The following is a 20,067-nucleotide window of genomic DNA, read 5'->3' on the forward strand; positions in this document are numbered from 1 at the left end:
TTGTAAATACAATGCTGCATTAACTGAAATGCAATACAAAATTTCAAGCTTATACTTTTGTAGTTAGGTCGACGATCTACAAAGCATGCGGTATCAAGAAAGGGACGAACAATGACAACTGAAATTAATGTAGAACGCGGTCTGTTTGATGAGGTAATGGTACCTTGTTACAACCCGATGGAATTCATCCCGGTTAAGGGACAAGGCTCACGAGTATGGGATCAACAAGGCAATGAGTACATTGACTTTGCTGGTGGTATCGCTGTGAGTTGTTTAGGTCATTGTCACCCTGCGTTGGTTAAAGCGTTGACTGAACAAGGCAACAAGCTTTGGCACTTAAGCAACGTTATGACAAATGAACCTGCACTGCGTTTGGCAAAGAAACTGACACAAGTCAGCTTTGCAGAAAAAGTGTTCTTTTCGAACTCTGGTGCAGAAGCAAACGAAGCAGCACTAAAGCTAGCTCGTCGTTATGCTGCAGATAAATTCGGCCCTGAAAAATCTGAAATCATCGCCTTTAAACAAGGTTTCCACGGTCGTACTTTCTTTACCGTCACTGTCGGTGGCCAAGCGGCTTACTCTGATGGCTTTGGCCCAAAACCGGGTGATATTACTCACCTTGAGTACAACAACGTTGAAGCGTTGCGAGCACACATCTCAGATCGTACTTGTGCTGTGATGATCGAGCCGCTTCAAGGTGAAGGCGGTATTGTGTCTCCAACACCTGAGTTCATTCAAACTGTTCGTGAGTTGTGTGATAAACACAATGCGCTACTGATTTTTGATGAAGTTCAAACAGGTAACGGTCGTACTGGTCACTTCTTCGCTTATCAAGGTCTAGGCATTACTCCTGATATTTTAAGCACTGCTAAGTCTCTTGGTGGTGGTTTCCCTATCGGCGCAATGCTAACCACCACTGAGCTGGCTGAGCACTTTAAGCCAGGTACTCACGGTTCTACATACGGTGGTAACCCACTAGCATGTGCGGTTGCAGAAGCAGTAGTAGACATCATCAGCCAGCCAGAAACTCTAGCGGGTGTTATTGAGCGTGAAGCACTGTTCCGTGAAGGTTTAGAGAAGATCAATGCTAAGTACAATGTGTTCTCTGAAGTTCGTGGTAAAGGTTTGCTTCTTGGCGCAGCTCTAAATGAAGAGTGGCAAGGTCGTGCGCGTGACATTCTTGTTGCCGCTGGTAAACAAGGTCTGATGATTCTGATGGCGGGTGCAAACGTGGTACGTATGACACCATCACTCATTATCGAAAAAGAGGAAATTGAAGAAGGCTTAGCGCGTTTGGATAAAGCAATCGCATCACTTGTGTAAAAACTAAGCTACGAGGCTCACCAAATCGAGTGAGCCTACAAGGGCCTAATGATTAGGCCCTAAATGCATCTGGAGGGAAGTATTGATGCTAGTTGTACGCCCAATTTCTATGTCCGATTACGACGCGTTGCACACTTGTGCTGTCGAATCTGGTCATGGTTTCACTTCATTACCGGTTAACGAAGAACTGTTAACCAACCGTATCAAACACTCTGAATACAGTTTTACTAAACCAGACGTTACTTCACCATCGGATGAAGGCTACCTGATGGTCGGTTTTGATTCAGAAACGGGTGAAGTGGCTGGGACAACGGGAATAGAAGCCGCTGTCGGTTGGGATGTTCCGTTTTATTCCTATCACATCAGCACCATAGTGCATTCATCACCAAAGCTGAATGTAAACAATGTGGTTAAGTTGCTGACTTTTGGTAATAACTACACTGGTTGTTCGGAAATCTGCACACTGTTTTTACGCCCAGAATTCCGTCAAGGTCTCAACGGCAGACTGATGTCTAAATGCCGATTCTTGATGATGGCCGAACACCCACATCGATTCTCTAAGACTATTTTCGCTGAGATGCGTGGTGTCTCCGACGAAGATGGCAATTCGCCATTCTGGCAATGGCTGCAAGAACACTTTTTCTCAATTGATTTCACCATGGCTGACTATCTGACCGGCATTGGTAAGAAAGGCTTTATTGCGGATTTGATGCCTAAACTGCCGATATATATCAATTTGCTCAGCAAAGAAGCACAGGAAGTTATTGGTCAGGTGCATGAAAAGACACGACCTGCTCTTAAATTGTTGGAGAAGGAAGGGTTTACCTGTCGCAATTATGTCGACATTTTTGATGCGGGCCCAAGTGTGGAGTGTGATATCAACAATATCGACTCGGTACGTAACTCAGTTCGAGTGAAGGTCATTATTGCTGAACACTCAAGCTCGCAAGATTTTTTAATCTGTAATACATCGTTTGAAAACTTTCGAGCGACCGCCGCAAAAGCAGCATTCAACCGTGAAAACGGCAGCGCAATTATCTGTCCAAAAGTAGCAAATGCACTGAAAGTAGATAATGGCGACTTTATTCGAATTTTGGCTCAGTAAAAGAATTTAAGGAACACATTATGACTCAGTGGATCGCAGGACAGTGGTTGGAAGGTAAAGGTGAAATGCTTTCATCTTTAAGCCCTTATAACGATGAGGTCATTTGGCAAGGTCAAAGTGCAACACAAGAGCAAGTTGAACAAGCTGTTTCTTCAGCTCGTAAAGCGTTTGTTGAATGGAAAAAGCTTCCATTCTCTGAGCGTGAAAAAGTGGTGCTCGCTTTTGCTGAAAAAATTAAAGAGAACAGTGAGCAAATTGCAGAAGTGATCGCGAAAGAAACGGGTAAACCAATTTGGGAAACTCGCACTGAAGCAGCTGCTATGGCTGGCAAGATTGCTATCTCTATTCGTGCGTACCATGACCGCACTGGTGAAACCGTACGTGAAGCTGCAGGCAACCAAATTGTACTGCGCCACCGCCCACTGGGTGTTATGGCCGTGTTTGGTCCTTACAACTTCCCTGGCCACTTACCGAATGGGCATATTGTTCCTGCTCTACTAGCGGGCAATACCGTTGTGTTCAAACCGTCAGAGCAAACACCATGGACGGCAGAAGTCACTATGAAGCTCTGGGAAGCCGCTGGTTTACCAACGGGTGTTATCAACCTAGTTCAAGGCGGCAAAGAGACTGGTATTGCTTTGGCTCAGTCTAAAGGGATTGATGGCCTGTTGTTTACGGGTAGCGCGAATACAGGGCACATTCTTCATCGCCAGTTTGCTGGTCAGCCAGACAAGATGCTGGCGCTAGAGATGGGTGGTAACAACCCAATGGTGATTTCTGAGAATTTTGGTGATTTGAACGCAACGGTTTACACCATTATTCAGTCTGCATTTATCAGTGCTGGTCAACGTTGTACTTGTGCACGTCGTCTGTATGTTCCTGTTGGTGCGAAAGGCGATGAACTGGTTGCTCGCTTGGTTGAAGCGACGAAGAAGCTGCATATGGATCAGCCATTTGCTGAGCCAGCACCATTTATGGGGCCTCAAATCTCTAAAGCGGCGGCGGACTTCATTCTCAATGCGCAATCTAACCTGCAATCTTTAGGCGGTAAGAGCCTTGTTGAAGCGCAAAGTAAAGGTGCTGCGTTCGTATCACCGGGTATTATTGATGTTACTGCTATCGCAGAGCTTCCAGATGAAGAGTACTTCGGCCCGCTACTGCAATTAGTGCGCTACGAAACTCTAGAGCAAGCGGTTGAGCTGGCTAACGATACTCGCTTTGGTTTGTCTGCTGGCTTAGTTACAACAGAAGATGCGGAGTGGGAATACTTTGTTGACCATATTCGTGCAGGTATCGTGAACCGCAACCGTCAGCTAACGGGTGCGAGTGGTGATGCTCCATTTGGTGGTCCGGGTGCTTCGGGTAACTTACGTCCAAGTGCATTCTACGCAGCGGACTACTGTGCATACCCAATGGCGTCAATGGAAGGCTCTGCAACCGAGCTTCCAGCGACACTAAGCCCAGGTGTAGAGTTATAACAAAGTTATTCAGGCTTCATCGAAAGGTGAAGCCTATTTGTTTAAACCTGAAAACTAATAACAACTTAAATCTATAAAAGAATAGTAACCGGCTTTAGTTAGCCTCTTTTCCAATCCAATACGTCGTGTTCATGAAGCCAAGGAGGCACTATGACGCCAGAAGTTCTGTTTCAATCATTGTGGAATGATTACATCACTCGCCTTTGTCCTTCCGCAGATAAAGTTCATAGCTTGTTAGAAGAAGATGAAGCGCTAATCAATGACCATATTGCACTACGTACTTTCAATGTTGCTCCTCTTGGTCTAGAAACGTTAGCAAAACCTTTCTTAGCCCTTGGCTACAAAGATTGTGGTGACTATGTTTTTGAAAGCAAAAAACTGGTTGCTAAACACTTTGAACATCCGGATCCACTTCAGCCAAAAGTATTCATTAGTGAACTGAAAGTTGAAGAGTGTTCACCACAGCTACAAGAGATTGTTGCCAAGTTGGTTGAGCAAGTAGATGCAACTAAGCTCGAAGGTGATGCATTCCTTTATGGTGGTCGCTTGTGGGATATCAGTTTTGCAGATTACCAGTTGCTGGCAGAAGAGAGCGAGTACGCTTCTTGGTTAGCTGCGCATGGTTATGGAGCGAACCACTTTACGGTTAACGTAAACCAGCTCAAGGCATTTACTGAAGTGAAACAAGTGAATGACCATTTACGTGGTGCAGGCTTCACCATCAATGAGTCTGGCGGTGAAGTGAAAGGAACACCAGAGGTTCTACTTGAGCAGTCTTCAACCATGGCAGATAAAGTTCCAGTAACATTTAGTGATGGCACTGAAACGGTTCCTGGTGGCTTCTACGAGTTTGCGAAGCGCTATCCAATGGTAAACGGAGAGCTATATACAGGATTTGTAGCTGCGTCTGCGGATAAGATTTTTGAAAGTACCGATAGTAAATCTCTTGCCTAGTTAAGAGTGATCACTTACCGAGCTTTATGTGTTAGCGAATAGAGCAGAAAAAAGAAAAGCCACCAGAAGGTGGCTTTTGAATTTTTGTAATAGCGTTAGCTATTAACGAGTTCCGTACACAACGATAGTCTTACCGTGAGCTGAAATTAGATTCTGCTCTTCAAGCATCTTCAGAATACGACCTACTGTCTCACGAGAACAGCCAACGATTTGACCGATTTCTTGACGAGTGATCTTGATCTGCATGCCGTCTGGGTGAGTCATTGCGTCAGGCTGTTTCGCTAGGTTAAGAAGCGTTTGTGCAATGCGGCCTGTTACGTCTAGGAACGCAAGGTCACCAACTTTCTGGCTTGTTACTTGTAGACGACGAGCCATCTGACCAGAAAGACGCATTAAAATATCTGGGTTAACTTGGATAAGCTGACGGAACTTCTTAAATGAAATTTCAGCAACTTCACATGGAGATTTAGCTCGAACCCATGCTGTACGCTCTTGACCTTCTTCAAACAAGCCAAGTTCACCGATGAAGTCACCTTGGTTTAGGTAAGAAAGGATCATTTCCTTTCCTTCTTCATCTTTAATCAGTACCGCAACAGAACCTTTAACAATGTAGTACAAAGTTTCTGCTTTCTCGCCCGCGTGAATCAGCGTGCTTTTTGAAGGGTACTTATGAATGTGACAATGTGAAAGAAACCACTCTAATGTTGGGTCGGTTTGAGGTTTACCTAGAACCATAATATCTCACTTCCTCTGCAGGGTACGCTTGCTGCTATCCATATTTAGCAAAGCTTAAAATAGATTTACTAGAATAAGAGGACTTTATGGTCGCTGCAAGCTATCTTGTGTTTCGGTTAAGAATAGTATCCTTTTTCAGCGACATTTTCTTGATTTTAATCGTGTCCCTACCTTGATTTTTTACGCAAAAATGTGCACATGGTCACGGTATGGAAACTAAACGCAAAAAGCTTGTTTCGATTAGCCGATTTTCCCCGTTTCAATGAGTTGCTGTAGGATTGGTCTTACAATCAATTCCATGGCAAAACTCATTTTTCCTCCCGGAACCACAATGGTGTTGTGGCGAGACATAAAGGAGCCGTCGATCATTGCCAGTAAGTATGGGAAGTCGACATTTTTAATTCCACGTAGGCGAATGACTACAAAACTTTCGTCCAGACTAGGAATGCCTTTGGCATTCAGTGGGTTGGATGTATCTACGGTCGGCACCCGTTGAAAGTTAATATGCGTGCGCGAAAATTGTGGTGTGATGTAGTTGAGATAGTCATCCATTGAGCGAACTATCGAATCCATCACGGCTTCGCGCGAGTGCCCCCGGTCACGGGTGTCACGGACATACTTTTGAATCCACTCAAGGTTAACAATCGGTACCATGCCAATCAGGAAATCGACATGCTGCGCCACATTAACCTCACCGTCTACCACACCACCGTGTAGCCCTTCATAGAAGAGTACGTCTGTACTAGCTGGAAGCTCTTGCCATGGAGTGAATGTTCCGGGCATTTGGTTATAAGGCACGGCCTCATCAAAGGTGTGCAGATAGCGTCGGATTTGGCCTGTTCCTGCTTTACCGTATTGACGGAAAAACTCGCTCAAAGCACCAAAGTCGTTGGCTTCTGGGCCGAAGTAGCTGATATGACGACCCTGTTCGCGGGCTTTACGGATTTCAATATCCATTTCTGGACGAGTGAAACGGTGAAAACTATCACCTTCAACCCAAGCGGGTTTAACACTCATCATGTTGAACATTTTACGGAATGCTTCTGACGTTGTAGTAGTGCCTGCACCTGATGAACCAGTTACGGCAATAATTGGGTGTTTTGCTGACATGACTAACCTTGTCCAAAAATCCTATAATAAGGCGTTGAAATCTGTTCATCGCCCGAGTTGAAGCCACTATAACATGGAATTTCAATTGTCACTGATTATCGATTATTAACTTTGATATCAATACTTTCGTGTAATTCTGAATAGACAATCACCGCATCGCCGCTCCTTAGTAATGCTTTGATTTGGTCGATCTTATGCTCCAGAGAAACTTCAACTTCGCCATAATCTGTGCCTTCTCTGAGCACAAATTCGCTGATGAGGTTTTCTAATGTTTCTGGTGCAATATCTTGCCAAGGTACAATCATAACTTGCTCGTAATTCTACTTAATGTTGTTTCGTCAATATAACGCACGTCAGCCCATTAATGGAGGTGCGAATTTTTTAATGCTGACGAATATTTAATCCTGAGCGTCTTTCAAACTTTCATAATAAGCAGGCAATGCTTTTTCCAGCCAAAATTCAGGCTTTAGGATGCTTCCGGATACAAAGCCAACGTGCCCGCCTTGCTCAAACAAGCGATAGTCGATGTTGTCAGGTAGGATGAATTTGGGAATCACAGATTCATTCATAAATGGATCGTCTTTAGCATGAATGATCTGAGTGGGTACTTTAATTTGCTGTAGTTTGTTAATACCAGAGCATTTCTCGTAGTAGTCTTGCGAATCTTTAAACCCATGCAGGGGCGCTGTGATTAAGTCATCGAAATCACTGAGGTGAGTGACGCGTTTAATGCTCTGATAGGAAAGCCCTAGTTCACCTTTGAGCAGATGATGCTTTTTCATTGCACTGTTTTTCAGTGATGAGACCAGATAACGGCGATAGATTTTTGAAAAACCGTGTTCAATCCGTTGAGCACAAGCCGCTAAGTCCAAAGGCGCAGACACGACAGTAGCAGCTGTGACTATTGGGTCTTGATTGTAATCAGCCAAGTAGTTCACCAGCATGTTGCCTCCAAGAGAAATACCAGTAGCGACGATAGTGCGATTCGGAAACTGTTCTCTCAAATATTCCAGAACTAAACGGGCATCTTCCACCTCACCGGAATGGTATGCGCGAGCCAAATTATTCGGCTTACCGCTACAACCGCGGAAGTGCATCATGACCGATAACCAGCCATCTTTGGCAAAGGCTTGCATTAAGCCATTGGCATAAGGGCTATAGAAGCAGCCTTCCAGACCATGAAATAGGATGAAAATGGGTTTCTTCGCTGCGCTTTCACTATGTGCATCTTCACTCCACGCTAAGTCGAGGAAATCGCCGTCAGGTGTATCGAGCGTTTGCCAGACGGGTTCAAACAGCGCTTTCTTACGAATAAAGCGCGGGACTAATGTCTGTAAATGTGGGTTCTTCAAGCCTGTAGCGGCAACAAATTGGGTCATCGGCTAACCATCAAATTAATTCAATTATTTTTGCCTATTTAATGATGCAGTTTTGGTGACTGCAACTTTAAGTGGTCTGTTTATATTGAGTATATACCCAATTAAATAAGCGGGAAGATTCAGTTCTTGGGTGCAGGTTTGGCAAACTGTTTAGCGAGGTTTTCGGCACCGAGTTGTCGGCAGTAACGTTGAGTAAGAGGTGCGTCTTTATTGTTCATCAAAGTTAGACTATTGATGCAGTCGACTAAATCCGACTGTTGTTGCTTTTCCAGCTGCAATTCGAATTGCAGTGCTTCGCGATATAGGGTGTCCGGCAGAGTGGCTTTTAGTTTACGTCGTAACTCCCGGTAGCTATGCAGCAGTGTTTCTGAGCGTCCGATACATTCAATAACTGTTTGCCAATCTTGCTCGTGAAACGCTACTTGCTGCTCATCAAGCCATTTGAGCAGCAAGAGCAAATTAACGTTGCCGTTATAGTGGTTTTGCAGGTGTAAGCACGCCTCTTTGACTTCTCGAACGCTGTAGTACTGCAAGATGAATTGCCATAGTCGTTCCAACGTGAGTGAAATTCTGACGTGCTCTTGGGTCATTGACTGTTGAACTCCTGTTCCATTTCTTCCAGCGTCTCTTGCTCGCTCATCCACTCCATTTCGATCTCTTCGAGTTCGGATTTCGCCTGAGCTTGTGTAGCGAGAACTTGGTTAAGTTTAGCTTTGTTTTCTGCATCATACAGTGAGGACTCCGATAATTGTTGTTCAGAGTCCGCGACAATTTCGTTCAACTTATCCATTTTCGCTTCGAGTTGTGTCAGCTTTTTGCGAATTGGCGCAGTCAGCTTGCGAAGTTCTGCTTCACGACGTTTTTGATCTTTCTTCGCTGCAGCGCTGTTAGCATTGTCTTTTGGTGCAGCTTGAGCTTGTTGTTCTTTGCGTTCTGCTTTTTGCTGATCCTGAAGCCATTTATAGTAATCTACTAAATCACCATCAAACGGTGCCACTTGGCGGTCATGAACCAGATACAAATCATCGGTTGTAGCGCGCAGTAGGTAGCGGTCGTGACTGACAATAACCATCGCACCTTCGAAGCTTTGCAGTGCAAGAGTCAGGGCTTGACGCATATCCAAATCAAGGTGGTTGGTTGGTTCATCAAGTAATAGCAGGTTTGGTTTTTGCCACACAATAAGAGCCAACACGAGGCGCGCTTTTTCACCGCCCGAGAACGGTCCAACTTTCTCTAGTGCTTTATCACCGTTGAAGCCGAAACTACCCAGATAGTTGCGCAGTTCTAATTCGTTTTTCTCAGGCGCGATTTGCATCATGTGTTGCAAAGGTGTCTCTTCTGGATGAAGCGTTTCAAGCTGATGCTGCGCGAAGTAACCAATTTTCACCCCTTGTGAGTAGGATAGGTCACCACCTTGCGGAGTCAGTTCATTGGATAACAGCTTAATTAGGGTTGATTTACCCGCACCGTTACGACCAAGCAGACCAATACGGCTGCCCGGAACGAGATTAAGACGAATCTTCTCTAGGATAAGGTTATCGTCGTATCCCGCACTCACGTCATCCATCATCAAGATTGGGTTTGGCAGTGCAGACGGTTCGCGAAACTCAAAACTGAATGGGTTATCAAACTGTGCTGGCAACACTTTTTCCATTCGTTCTAAAGCTTTAATCCGGCTTTGCGCCTGACGAGCTTTAGACGCTTTGTAACGGAAACGATCGATGTAGCTCTGCATGTGACTCATCTGCTTTTGTTGCTTCTGATACATAGCTTGCTGTTGCAACATCTTTTGCGCGCGTTGATTTTCAAACGAAGAGTAGTTGCCCGTGTATTCATTCAGCTTCTGATTCTCAATGTGAATGATACGGTTGATGATCGGGTCTAAGAAATCTCGGTCGTGGGAAATCAGAATCAAAGTTCCCGGATAGCTTTGTAACCAGCGCTCTAACCACATCACGGCATCTAAATCTAAGTGGTTAGTTGGTTCATCGAGCAATAGCAAATCAGAGCGGCAAATCAGTGCTTGTGCAAGGTTAAGACGCATACGCCAGCCACCTGAAAACTGAGTCAGGTTCCATGACATCTGTTCTTGGCTAAAGCCTAAACCGTCCAGTAGCTCTGAAGCGCGAGCTCGGATGCTGTAACCGCCAATGGTTTCGATTTTGCCATGCAGCTCAGCTACTAGTGTGCCGTTGTCTGCAATTTCTGCTTCACCAAGCTGACGTTCTAAATCTCTGTATTCTCGGTCGCCATCGATAACGTATTCCAAAGCACTGCGTTCTAAAGCCAGCGTTTCTTGTGCTACCCAAGCCAGTTCCCACTGAGCAGGTTTACTGAATGAGCCAGCATCAATAGACAATTCGTCTTTCAAGAGGGCAAATAGGGTGGATTTACCACAACCGTTTTTACCCACTAGACCCACTTTGTCGCCTGGGTTGATGGTTGCTGATGCTTGGTCGAGCAGAGGTTTTCCGCCACGTAGTAGTTGGATGTCCGAGAAGATAATCATAAATTTGTTTTAGCTATTAATAGAGTTGCCGTTGAGATTTCGCCCAGAATAGTAGGGGCAACGAGGATAAATGTCGATCATTATGCAATTTACGTTATGATGCTAAGCAACAGTTACCAATTTGATAACGTTACGGAGTGCCGTCAAGGAATGACACAAGATACGCCGTCTGCTTTACAAAAGCCTAAAGTATTAGTGATTTATGCTCACCCTGAGCCACATCACTCCATTGCAAACCAAGTGATGATTAAAAAGATCTCTTCACTTGAGCACGTCTCTATTCTTGATCTCTATGCCACATACCCAGACTTTTTTATCGATGTTCAAGCTGAGCGCCAGCGCTTGTTAGAGCATGATGTGATTGTGTTTCAGCACCCTTTGTATATGTATTCCTGTCCGGCGCTACTTAAGGAATGGATGGATAGAATACTGGCAAAAGGATTCGCTTTCGGTAACAAAAGTGCGCTGCAGGGGAAAGTCTGGCGCAGTGTCATCACCACTGGCGGTAACATCGATGCTTTTGGTGAGAAGGGCTATAACCGTTATCCGTTGAAAGACATTTTACAACCCTTTGAGCTGACAGCGGCATTGTGTCGTATGCAATGGTTAGAACCCATGGTGCTGTATTGGTCACGCAATGTTAGCGACATTGAGCGATATCAACATGCAGAAGCCTATAGACAGTGGTTATTGGATCCGTTAGCTGAGCAAGGAGAGCATCATGGCTGAAGTAAGTAGTGATTTTCTACAAAGTACAGCCGTTTTCCTTACCGCTGCTGTGGTGGCTGTGCCTTTAGCACAAAGGGCAGGGCTTGGTTCTGTTCTGGGGTATTTACTTGCGGGTGTGATCATCGGGCCTTGGGGATTGGGTTTAATCAGCGATGTTGAAGCGATTATGCACTTTGCTGAGTTTGGCGTGGTTTTGCTGCTGTTTTTGATTGGTTTAGAGCTAAATCCGAGAAAACTGTGGCAAATGCGTGGGCCAATTTTGGGACTGGGTGGGGCGCAGGTTGTGGTGACGACCGCTGTGATTGCCAGCCTGACTTCGTTGCTGGGTATCGGCTGGCAAAGCAGTTTAGTTATTGGCATGGGGTTAGCGCTCTCTTCAACCGCAATTGCATTACGCGTGATAGAAGAAAGAGGTTTAACTCGAACGGAAACGGGGCAATCCGGTTTTGCTGTTCTGCTATTCCAAGATATCGCGGTCATTCCTATGCTGGCGTTGTTACCCGTACTGGCGGGCAATACTGGCGGAAGCTGGCTTGATGTTGTGTGGATGTTATGTGGCATTGTCGGTTTATTGGTGGGTGGTCATTACCTTCTGAGCCCTCTGTTTCGCTACATCGTATTAAGTGGTGTGCGAGAGTTGTTTACCGTTGCTGCGCTACTGCTGGTGATTGGTATCGCTCTGTTGATGCAGCAATTAGGTTTGTCTATGGCGCTTGGTACCTTCTTGGCAGGGGTGTTGTTAGCCGAAAGTGAGTTCCGTCACGAGCTGGAAATTGCTATCGAGCCCTTCAAAGGCTTGTTGCTTGGCCTGTTCTTTATCTCTGTCGGAATGGCGGTTGATTTAGGGTTGTTGGCTCTTGAACCATTAAGCATATTGCTGGCTGTGATCGCTCTGGTGACAGTCAAAGGTTTACTTCTTTATGTGCTCGCCCGTTTTTCTGGTACTCGGGCTAAAGCTCGCAGCCGAATGGCTGCAATACTGAGCCAAGGCGGTGAGTTTGCTTTTGTTATCTTTACTGCAGCGAGCAGTCAAGGGTTACTCAAATCAGAGCAAGTTGCCTTTTTACTCGTTGTGGTGAGCTTGTCGATGGTGACCACGCCGTTGTTGCTATCGGCTCAAAGCCGTTGGTTTGCGCGTAATTTGAATAGCTCCGATGAAGAAAAGTTGGCATCGGACGTGTTTGATAAAGAACCGAGAGTTATCATCGCTGGATTTGGTCGTTTTGGGCAAATTGTTGGCCGCTTGATGTATGCCAACAAGATCAAAATTACGGTATTAGAAAGTGATGCCAGCCAAATAAAATTACTACGCAAATACGGATATAAAGTATTCTATGGCGACGCCACTCAGCTTGAGTTATTGCGAGCGGCGGGCGCAGATGAAGCAGAGGCAATTGTTATCTGTACCGACGCGCCTGATGAAGTGGTGAAAATTGTTGAGCTTTGCAAACATCACTTCCCTAAATTGAAAATATTGGCTCGTGCACGTAGCCGTGTTGAAGCCTACCAACTAATGAATCACGGTGTTGAGCGTTACTCTCGCGAAACCTTTTTAGGTGCCTTGGATCTTGGTCGACAAACGTTAATCTCGCTGGGTATGCATCCTTATGAAGCTAAAAGAGCCGAAGCTCATTTTCGCAAGTTGGACATGGCAATGCTTAAAGAGTTGCTACCTCAACACAATGAAGGTAAACGGCTTAACTTAAGAGCCAAAGAAGCTCGTAAAGAATTGGAAGAAATTTTTGGCCGCGAGATGGACGGTGATAAACAGTCTCGTAGCTATTGGGAAAAAGACTAAAAGAACAAGTAAGTAGTAGGAACCAATACGTGAATATAAAAAAACGCTTTATTGCAGGGGCGAGTTGTCCGAGTTGTAAAGCTCAAGATACCTTACGCTGGTGGATAGAGAACAACATAGAGCTGGTGGAATGCGTTGAGTGTGATTATTCAGAACAGCGTAAACCAAAAGCTGTAGAGAAAAGTGAACACGGTCAAGAGCAAATGATCGGTATTTTTAAGCCGGAATAATTGAGTTTCTGCTCACGATCCCCATAATATCCACCATTAGATTATTTTTAGGCATGACTTTATGTGTCTAAAAGCACCAAAACCGCCCTGGAGCCGTTATGAAAATTGAAAAGAACGTGGTTGTAAGCCTTGCTTACCAAGTAAAACTGGAAGATGGTATCGTTGTTGACCAATCCACAGTGGAAGCACCACTAGATTACCTACATGGTCACAACAACCTAATCACTGGCCTTGAAAAAGAGCTAGAAGGCAAAGTAGCAGGTGACAAGTTCACTGCAACTATCACACCTGAAGATGCATACGGTGAGCACAGCGATGATCTTGTTCAGCGCGTTCCTGCAAACGTATTCCAAGGTGTTGATGAGATCGAAGTAGGTATGCGCTTCCTAGCGGATACAGACCAAGGTCCAATTCCTGTAGAAATTACAGAAGTTGATGGTGATGAAGTTGTGGTTGACGGTAACCATATGCTTGCTGGTCACACTCTGACTTTCGATGTAGAAGTTGTTGCAGTTCGTGAAGCAACTGCTGAAGAACTTGAGCACGGTCACGTACACCAAGCGGGTGGCTGTGGCGGCCACGGTCACGATCATGATGACCACGAATGTTGTGGTGGTCATGATCACGACCATGACCACAAAGATGGTTGTTGTGGCGGCGGTCACTGCCACTAAACTGTGCGGTGGGCTTGCTATAAGCAGCTCCTAGCCCTATAAAAGAAAGCGTGAGTCGAGCAATCGGTTCACGCTTTTTTTATTTTCGCTTTATCAATATGTAAGGACTTTTTATGCCACAACCTTTTTCTATTGCGATTCATGGTGGTGCCGGAACAATTTTGCGTGAACAAATGAGTGATGAACTCAAAGGTGAAATCGAGGCTGCGTTAGAGAAATCGGTTAAAGCGGGGCATGCCATTCTTGCGCAAGGGGGCGATGCTTTAGATGCTGTGGTCGCAGCGGTAAAAGTGTTGGAAGATGCGCCCCAGTTTAATGCAGGCAAAGGCTCGGTATTAACCAATAAAGAAATGGTTGAGATGGATGCTTCCGTGATGCATGGACGAGAGATGGATGCAGGTGCCGTAACGGGTGTTCGCCATATTAAAAATCCGATTGAACTTGCACGTGATGTGATGTTGAAAAGCGACCATGTTTTGTTGATGGGTGAAGGAGCCGAAGAGTTCGCTTTTAGCTTGGGTTATGAGTATACCGAGCAGGATTACTTCTTTACTGAACGCCGCTATGAACAACTGCAGTCCATGAAAGAGAAAGGCCTGTTTGCACTATCGGAAGCTAAGTACTCGACAGAAAAACAGTATCCAGACGACAAAAAATTTGGCACGGTTGGCGCGGTAGCGCTTGATCAGCAAGGCAATTTAGCAGCAGCTACAAGTACTGGTGGCATCACCAACAAAAAGTTTGGCCGCATTGGTGATTCGCCAATCATAGGTGCAGGTACGATTGCTGAAAATGGCAATGTTGCTGTATCAACAACGGGGATGGGCGAGTTCTTCATTCGCAAAATGGTCGCATCAGATGTAGCGGCGAGAATGCGCTATTTAAAAGAAGATATTCACACCGCCTGTGAACACATTATTCAAGGTGATTTGAAGGCAATTGGCGGTGAGGGCGGCCTTATTGCGGTTGATGCTAATGGTGAAATTCACTTTGCGATGAATAGCTTAGGAATGTATCGAGCAAGTGTTGATACTAAAGGTGATCTGCTCATCAAAATATATGCAGATGATTGAGTTTTAATCTGAAAAACGAGAATGGCTGCGCACGAATTTATTCGACTATTTTTTGCCTAAAAAATGACTGCAACGAATCAAATTCGATGCTAGAATCCATTTTTAACTAGCAATCAGATTTGGAAAGATGGGTAATAACGTAGTCGTTCTTGGCACCCAATGGGGTGATGAAGGTAAAGGTAAAATCGTAGACCTTTTAACTGAAGATGCAAAATATGTGGTTCGCTACCAAGGTGGTCACAACGCTGGCCATACTCTAGTTATTGATGGCGAGAAAACAGTTCTTCACTTGATTCCATCAGGTATCCTTCGCAATAACGTGAAATGCATTATCGGTAACGGTGTTGTACTTTCACCAGATGCACTAATCAAAGAAATGACAGGTCTAGAAGACCGTGGTGTTCCTGTTCAAGAGCGTCTTTTCATTTCTGAAGCTTGTCCTCTAATTCTTCCATACCATATTGCTCTAGACCAAGCGCGTGAAACTGCTCGTGGTAATAAAGCAATTGGTACGACTGGTCGTGGTATCGGTCCTGCTTACGAAGATAAAGTTGCTCGTCGTGGTCTACGTGTTGGTGACCTATTCGATCGCGCAGCATTCGCTGAGAAACTAAAAGAAGTCATGGCTTACCATAACTTCCAACTAGAAAACTTCTACAAAGTTGAGCCAGTAAGCTACGAAGACGTGCTTGAGCAAGCAATGGGTTATGCTGACCTATTAACGTCAATGGTTATCGACGTAACTGACGAACTTGATGCAGCGCGTAAGCGTGGCGATAAGATCATGTTCGAAGGCGCTCAAGGTACTCTGCTTGATATCGACCACGGTACTTACCCATATGTAACTTCTTCTAACACGACAGCTGGTGGTGTTGCTGCAGGTTCTGGTTTTGGTCCTCGTCACCTAGGTTACATTCTAGGTATCGCTAAAGCGTACTGTACTCGTGTAGGTTCTGGTCCTTTCCCGACTGAGCTGTATGATGGTAAAGAGAAGCAAGATCCAGTTGGTAAGCATTTAGGTACTGTAGGTGCTGAATTTGGTGCAACAACGGGTCGTCTACGTCGTACCGGTTGGTTCGATGCTGTTGCAATGCGTCGTGCAATTCAAATCAACTCAATTACAGGTTTCTGTATGACGAAACTAGACGTATTAGACGGTCTAGAAGAAATCAAAATCTGTACTGGTTACCAAATGGCTGATGGCTCAATCGCTGAAGTTTCACCAATGGCAGCAGATGCTTACGATAACGTAACGCCAATCTACGAAACCATGCCTGGTTGGTCTGAAAAAACTTTCGGTGCTAAGTCTATCGACGCTCTTCCTCAAGCTGCACTTGACTATATCAAGCGTATTGAAGAGCTAACAGGCGTTCCAGTAGACATCATTTCTACAGGTCCAGACCGTAACGAAACTATCATCAAAGTACACCCATTCAGCGTGTAAACTAGATATTTGTTTATAGAACCGGCTCAATGAGCCGGTTTTTTTATGCCGCAAGTGATGCTATTTTGTACGTCGGTGGCAATTAATTGCCGATTATTTACAAGATTGACCTAAAGAGATCCACTTAATCGCCGATAAAAAATCAAACCAGCCATTATGCGTAATAACGCTATACTCAAAAAGCGGTGTTGTGTGGCTATCGGAATTAAGTAAGAGTGCATGTATGAAGCTACGAACGGTGGCAGCTTCTCTATTGTTGGCATTGCATTCCTCGTTTAGTCACGCTGCTGTGGCCGATGTGGGGGAGCCTGTACCAATTTATACAGAAGCTGAACTCATAAAATTGATTGAAGAAAACAAGCATTTGGAACGTGTCAAAGCCGACAACTGTCAGTTGGTGGAAGATATCGTTGCACGTGCCACTCGCATCAATTTACCGTCATACGAGTTTTTGTATGGCGATATGCTGGCGTGGGGCGTCTGTGTCGATCAGGATGTCGAGCTCGGTTTGTATTACATGGAAAATGCTGCCCATCAAGGTTTGCCAACCGCACTTGAGCAGCTAGGTCGTTATTACTCGCGCGGAACGTTAGTACAGCAAGATAAAGAGCGCGCTATACCTTATTTGCGTGAAGCCGCTTCTATGGGAAATTTGAACGCCCGTATTCAGTTGGCTGAATTACTGTTGAGAGACTACGGTAGCCCTCTGGATTATGAAGATGCTTATCGTTGGCTCTACAACTCTGCAACCGCAGATCAAAGGGTGCATAGTCGTATTAATATCTTACGACAGGGGTTAGAGATGCGAATGCCAGAGAACATTATTGCGCGCGCTAAGCGTCGTGAAACCTTCTGGTAAAGCTCGTAATTGATTCTGCAAACACATTTATCTGTTCATGTTCAGCCTCTAGGGTTGAACATGAATATCTTGCCTTTCCTCACTGTATTTCACTTTTATTACTTCAAAGATAGTGCAACAGAACTATCTTATTAGTATTACTCACTTTTTATCCTTAAGCTTAACCACGCAGTAGGATATACTTTAATTCCCCTCTTACTTTAAGTAGGTCTGCCTATGTCTGATTCCACCCATATTGATCCGTTTGCGGAGCGCGAAGCCGATAATTACGAAAATCCGATCCCGAGTCGTGAGTTCATCATCGAATTTTTAACTCAAGCTAATGTGCCAATGAATCGCAATGATTTGTTTGAAGCACTAAAACTCACCGGCGAAGATCAGTATGAAGGTCTTCGTCGACGTCTTCGTGCTATGGAGAGAGATGGACAACTCATCTTTACTCGTCGTCAATGCTATGCACTGCCTGAAAAACTAGAACTAATTAAAGGGTATGTAATTGGTCACAAAGATGGCTATGGTTGGGTACGTCCAGAAGGCAACACCAACAAAGACAACGACATTTTATTACCTCACCATCAGATGAGAACCATCATCCATGGTGATTACGTGTTGGTTCAACCAGCAGGTACGGATAAGCGCGGAAGAAAAGAGGGGCGCTTAGTTCGCGTATTGGAAGAACGTAAAACACAAATCGTCGGTCGCTTCTTCTTCGAGCATGGTTACTCGTATGTGGTGCCAGATGACTCACGTATTCATCAGGATATTTTGATCCCTAATGAGCAGCGTAGCGGTGCTCGAATGGGCAATGTAGTGGTGATTGAGATTACAGACCGAGGCTCACGTAGTCGCGGTATGATGGGTAGCGTGGTTGAAGTACTCGGAGAAAACATGGCACCGGGAATGGAAACACAAATTGCCATCCGTACGCATCAAATTCCTCATGTGTGGCCGGACGAAGTTGAAAAACAGGTTGCAGGCTTAGGCGAAGAAGTGCCAGAAGAAGCTAAGGTGGGACGAGTCGATCTGCGTGAACTACCGTTAGTGACCATTGATGGCGAAGATGCGCGAGACTTTGATGATGCGGTTTTCTGTGAAGCGAAAAAAGGAGGCGGCTGGCGTTTATGGGTAGCGATTGCAGATGTAAGTTATTACGTTCGCCCTGATACCGCGCTAGATAAAGAAGCGATTAATCGTGGTAACTCGGTTTACTTCCCGTCACAAGTCGTGCCTATGCTGCCGGAAGTGCTTTCAAATGGCTTATGTTCACTGAACCCACAAGTGGATCGCTTGTGTATGGTGTGTGAAATGACCATTTCTGAAAGTGGTAAGTTATCGAGTTACAAACACTATGAAGCGGTGATGAATTCACATGCTCGCCTGACGTACACTAAAGTGCATGAGATCTTAGAAGGTGATGAAGAGCTACGTGAGCGTTACCGTGATTTAGTACCGCACCTTGAAGAACTGCATAAGATGTATCAGGTATTGAAAGTGGCGCGCGAGCAGCGTGGTGCAATCGAATTTGAAACCGTCGAGACCAAGTTCATTTTCACGCCAGATCGTAAGATCGACAGTATTGAGCCACTTATCCGTAATGATGCCCATAAGCTGATTGAAGAGTGCATGATCATGGCGAACATTGCTTCTGCCTCATTGGTGGAAAAAGCAAAAGAGCCAGCGTTATACCGTATTCATGAAACTCCGGGCGAAGAGCGTCTGATGGGCTTCAGAGATTTCCTTGGTGAATTAGGCTTAGAGCTGTCTGGTGGCCTTGAACCATCCCCAACCGACTATGCACATTTGATGCAACAGATCGGTGAGCGTCCAGACAAAGAACTGATTCAAACTATGCTGCTGCGCTCGATGAAGCAAGCGATATACAGCCCTGACAATGCTGGTCACTTTGGTTTAGCGTTGAAACGTTATGCTCACTTCACTTCGCCGATCCGTCGTTACCCAGATTTGTTGTTGCATCGTGCTATCAAGTATCTAATTGCTAAACATGAAGGTCGTAACCAAGACCGTTGGACTCCAACGGGTGGTTTCCACTATTCATTTGACGATATGAACTACTATGGTGAGCAGTGTTCAATGACTGAACGCCGCGCAGATGATGCTACTCGTGAAGTATCCGATTGGCTGAAATGTGAGTACATGCAAGACCATGTTGGTGAAGAGCTGGAAGGTGTCATTGCCAACGTGACTGGATTTGGCTTCTTCGTTCGTTTAGCTGATTTGCACATTGATGGTTTGGTGCATATTTCTACTTTAGCGAATGACTACTACCGATTTGACCCGATTGGTCAAAGACTTATCGGTGAGTCGTTTGGTAATACCTACCGCTTAGGCGATTCTGTCAAAGTTAAAGTGTTGTCAGTGAACCTTGATGATAGACAAATTGACTTTGAAATCGTTGAAACAAGTCGTAAGCTACGCGGCGCTGGTAAGACTGCTAAGAAACGAGCGACAGAATCGAAAGCAAAAGCGAAAGGCAAAAAAGCGGCTGCAAACCTTGGTAGTAAAGCTGTACCAATGATTGAACCCACTAAACGTCCAGATGACGGTAGTGGTAAGCAAAAAGACAAAACGAGTAAATCCGCTAAGTCTCGTAAACAGAAAGCTCGAGCTCAAGCTGGCAAAGCAAGAGCAAAAAAGAACAAATAGGTA

Annotated in this window: 18 protein-coding genes; 12 read left to right on the forward strand and 6 right to left on the reverse strand. The window is 45.1% G+C overall.

Going from position 1 to position 20,067, the window contains the following annotated elements:
- Window positions 1-111: 111 nt before the first annotated feature.
- The 4 genes from P4S58_RS00695 to P4S58_RS00710 all read left to right on the forward strand — a co-directional run bounded on the left by P4S58_RS00695 (window position 112) and on the right by P4S58_RS00710 (window position 4,860).
- Window positions 112-1,323 carry an aspartate aminotransferase family protein gene (locus P4S58_RS00695; RefSeq protein WP_102962862.1) on the forward strand — a complete coding sequence of 404 codons (1,212 nt, stop codon included), beginning with the start codon at window positions 112-114 and terminating at the stop codon, window positions 1,321-1,323.
- 85 nt (window positions 1,324-1,408) lie between these two features.
- Window positions 1,409-2,428 carry an arginine N-succinyltransferase gene (gene astA, locus P4S58_RS00700; protein WP_102962863.1) on the forward strand — a complete coding sequence of 340 codons (1,020 nt, stop codon included), beginning with the start codon at window positions 1,409-1,411 and terminating at the stop codon, window positions 2,426-2,428.
- A gap of 20 nt (window positions 2,429-2,448) precedes the next feature.
- Window positions 2,449-3,906 carry a succinylglutamate-semialdehyde dehydrogenase gene (gene astD, locus P4S58_RS00705; protein ID WP_102962864.1) on the forward strand — a complete coding sequence of 486 codons (1,458 nt, stop codon included), beginning with the start codon at window positions 2,449-2,451 and terminating at the stop codon, window positions 3,904-3,906.
- A gap of 150 nt (window positions 3,907-4,056) precedes the next feature.
- A complete protein-coding gene (locus P4S58_RS00710) occupies window positions 4,057-4,860 on the forward strand; it encodes a DUF1338 domain-containing protein (RefSeq protein WP_102962865.1) in 804 nt (267 codons plus the stop codon).
- Between the two features lie 102 nt (window positions 4,861-4,962).
- Here the strand turns inward: P4S58_RS00710 and crp are convergent, their stop codons facing one another.
- The 6 genes from crp to P4S58_RS00740 form a co-directional block, all read right to left on the reverse strand.
- Complete coding sequence (gene crp / locus P4S58_RS00715; protein ID WP_004728582.1) at window positions 4,963-5,595, reverse strand: cAMP-activated global transcriptional regulator CRP; 633 nt, start codon at window positions 5,593-5,595, stop codon at window positions 4,963-4,965.
- A gap of 240 nt (window positions 5,596-5,835) precedes the next feature.
- The gene (locus P4S58_RS00720) at window positions 5,836-6,705 is read right to left on the reverse strand and encodes a phosphoribulokinase (RefSeq protein ID WP_042485131.1); all 870 of its coding nucleotides are present in this window, start codon (window positions 6,703-6,705) and stop codon (window positions 5,836-5,838) included.
- Between the two features lie 95 nt (window positions 6,706-6,800).
- Complete coding sequence (locus P4S58_RS00725; protein ID WP_042485134.1) at window positions 6,801-7,010, reverse strand: YheU family protein; 210 nt, start codon at window positions 7,008-7,010, stop codon at window positions 6,801-6,803.
- Between the two features lie 93 nt (window positions 7,011-7,103).
- Window positions 7,104-8,084: a hydrolase gene (locus P4S58_RS00730; protein ID WP_102962866.1), complete on the reverse strand. Its 981-nt coding sequence runs from the start codon at window positions 8,082-8,084 to the stop codon at window positions 7,104-7,106.
- Window positions 8,085-8,203: 119 nt separating this feature from the next.
- Window positions 8,204-8,674: a TIGR02444 family protein gene (locus P4S58_RS00735; RefSeq protein WP_102962867.1), complete on the reverse strand. Its 471-nt coding sequence runs from the start codon at window positions 8,672-8,674 to the stop codon at window positions 8,204-8,206.
- Window positions 8,671-10,593 carry an ABC transporter ATP-binding protein gene (locus tag P4S58_RS00740; protein ID WP_102953983.1) on the reverse strand — a complete coding sequence of 641 codons (1,923 nt, stop codon included), beginning with the start codon at window positions 10,591-10,593 and terminating at the stop codon, window positions 8,671-8,673. The genes P4S58_RS00735 and P4S58_RS00740 overlap by 4 nt, the downstream gene beginning before the upstream one ends.
- 150 nt (window positions 10,594-10,743) lie before the next feature.
- Between P4S58_RS00740 and kefG the strand changes: the two genes are divergently transcribed.
- From kefG to rnr, 8 genes are all read left to right on the forward strand, one after another.
- Entirely contained in the window at window positions 10,744-11,322 is a 579-nt protein-coding gene (gene kefG, locus P4S58_RS00745; RefSeq protein WP_102962922.1) for a glutathione-regulated potassium-efflux system ancillary protein KefG, read from the forward strand.
- Entirely contained in the window at window positions 11,315-13,120 is a 1,806-nt protein-coding gene (gene kefB, locus P4S58_RS00750; protein ID WP_102962869.1) for a glutathione-regulated potassium-efflux system protein KefB, read from the forward strand. Before kefG ends, kefB begins: the two co-directional genes overlap by 8 nt.
- Window positions 13,121-13,149: 29 nt before the next feature.
- The gene (locus tag P4S58_RS00755) at window positions 13,150-13,350 is read left to right on the forward strand and encodes a YheV family putative zinc ribbon protein (RefSeq protein ID WP_102962870.1); all 201 of its coding nucleotides are present in this window, start codon (window positions 13,150-13,152) and stop codon (window positions 13,348-13,350) included.
- A gap of 98 nt (window positions 13,351-13,448) precedes the next feature.
- A complete protein-coding gene (gene slyD, locus P4S58_RS00760; protein ID WP_102962871.1) occupies window positions 13,449-14,024 on the forward strand; it encodes a peptidylprolyl isomerase in 576 nt (191 codons plus the stop codon).
- A gap of 113 nt (window positions 14,025-14,137) precedes the next feature.
- Complete coding sequence (locus P4S58_RS00765) at window positions 14,138-15,097, forward strand: isoaspartyl peptidase/L-asparaginase family protein (protein WP_042485157.1); 960 nt, start codon at window positions 14,138-14,140, stop codon at window positions 15,095-15,097.
- Window positions 15,098-15,224: 127 nt separating this feature from the next.
- Window positions 15,225-16,541, forward strand: a complete 1,317-nt coding sequence (locus P4S58_RS00770; RefSeq protein ID WP_102953988.1) for an adenylosuccinate synthase — start codon at window positions 15,225-15,227, stop codon at window positions 16,539-16,541.
- A 223-nt stretch (window positions 16,542-16,764) separates the two neighbouring features.
- Window positions 16,765-17,400 carry a flagellar protein MotX gene (gene motX, locus P4S58_RS00775; RefSeq protein ID WP_042485162.1) on the forward strand — a complete coding sequence of 212 codons (636 nt, stop codon included), beginning with the start codon at window positions 16,765-16,767 and terminating at the stop codon, window positions 17,398-17,400.
- A 216-nt stretch (window positions 17,401-17,616) separates the two neighbouring features.
- Window positions 17,617-20,064, forward strand: a complete 2,448-nt coding sequence (rnr, locus tag P4S58_RS00780) for a ribonuclease R (protein ID WP_102962872.1) — start codon at window positions 17,617-17,619, stop codon at window positions 20,062-20,064.
- The last annotated feature ends 3 nt before the right edge of the window (window positions 20,065-20,067 follow it).

The sequence above is a fragment of the Vibrio sp. Hal054 genome (assembly GCF_037162405.1).
GTDB classification, from domain to species: Bacteria; Pseudomonadota; Gammaproteobacteria; order Enterobacterales; family Vibrionaceae; genus Vibrio; species Vibrio diazotrophicus.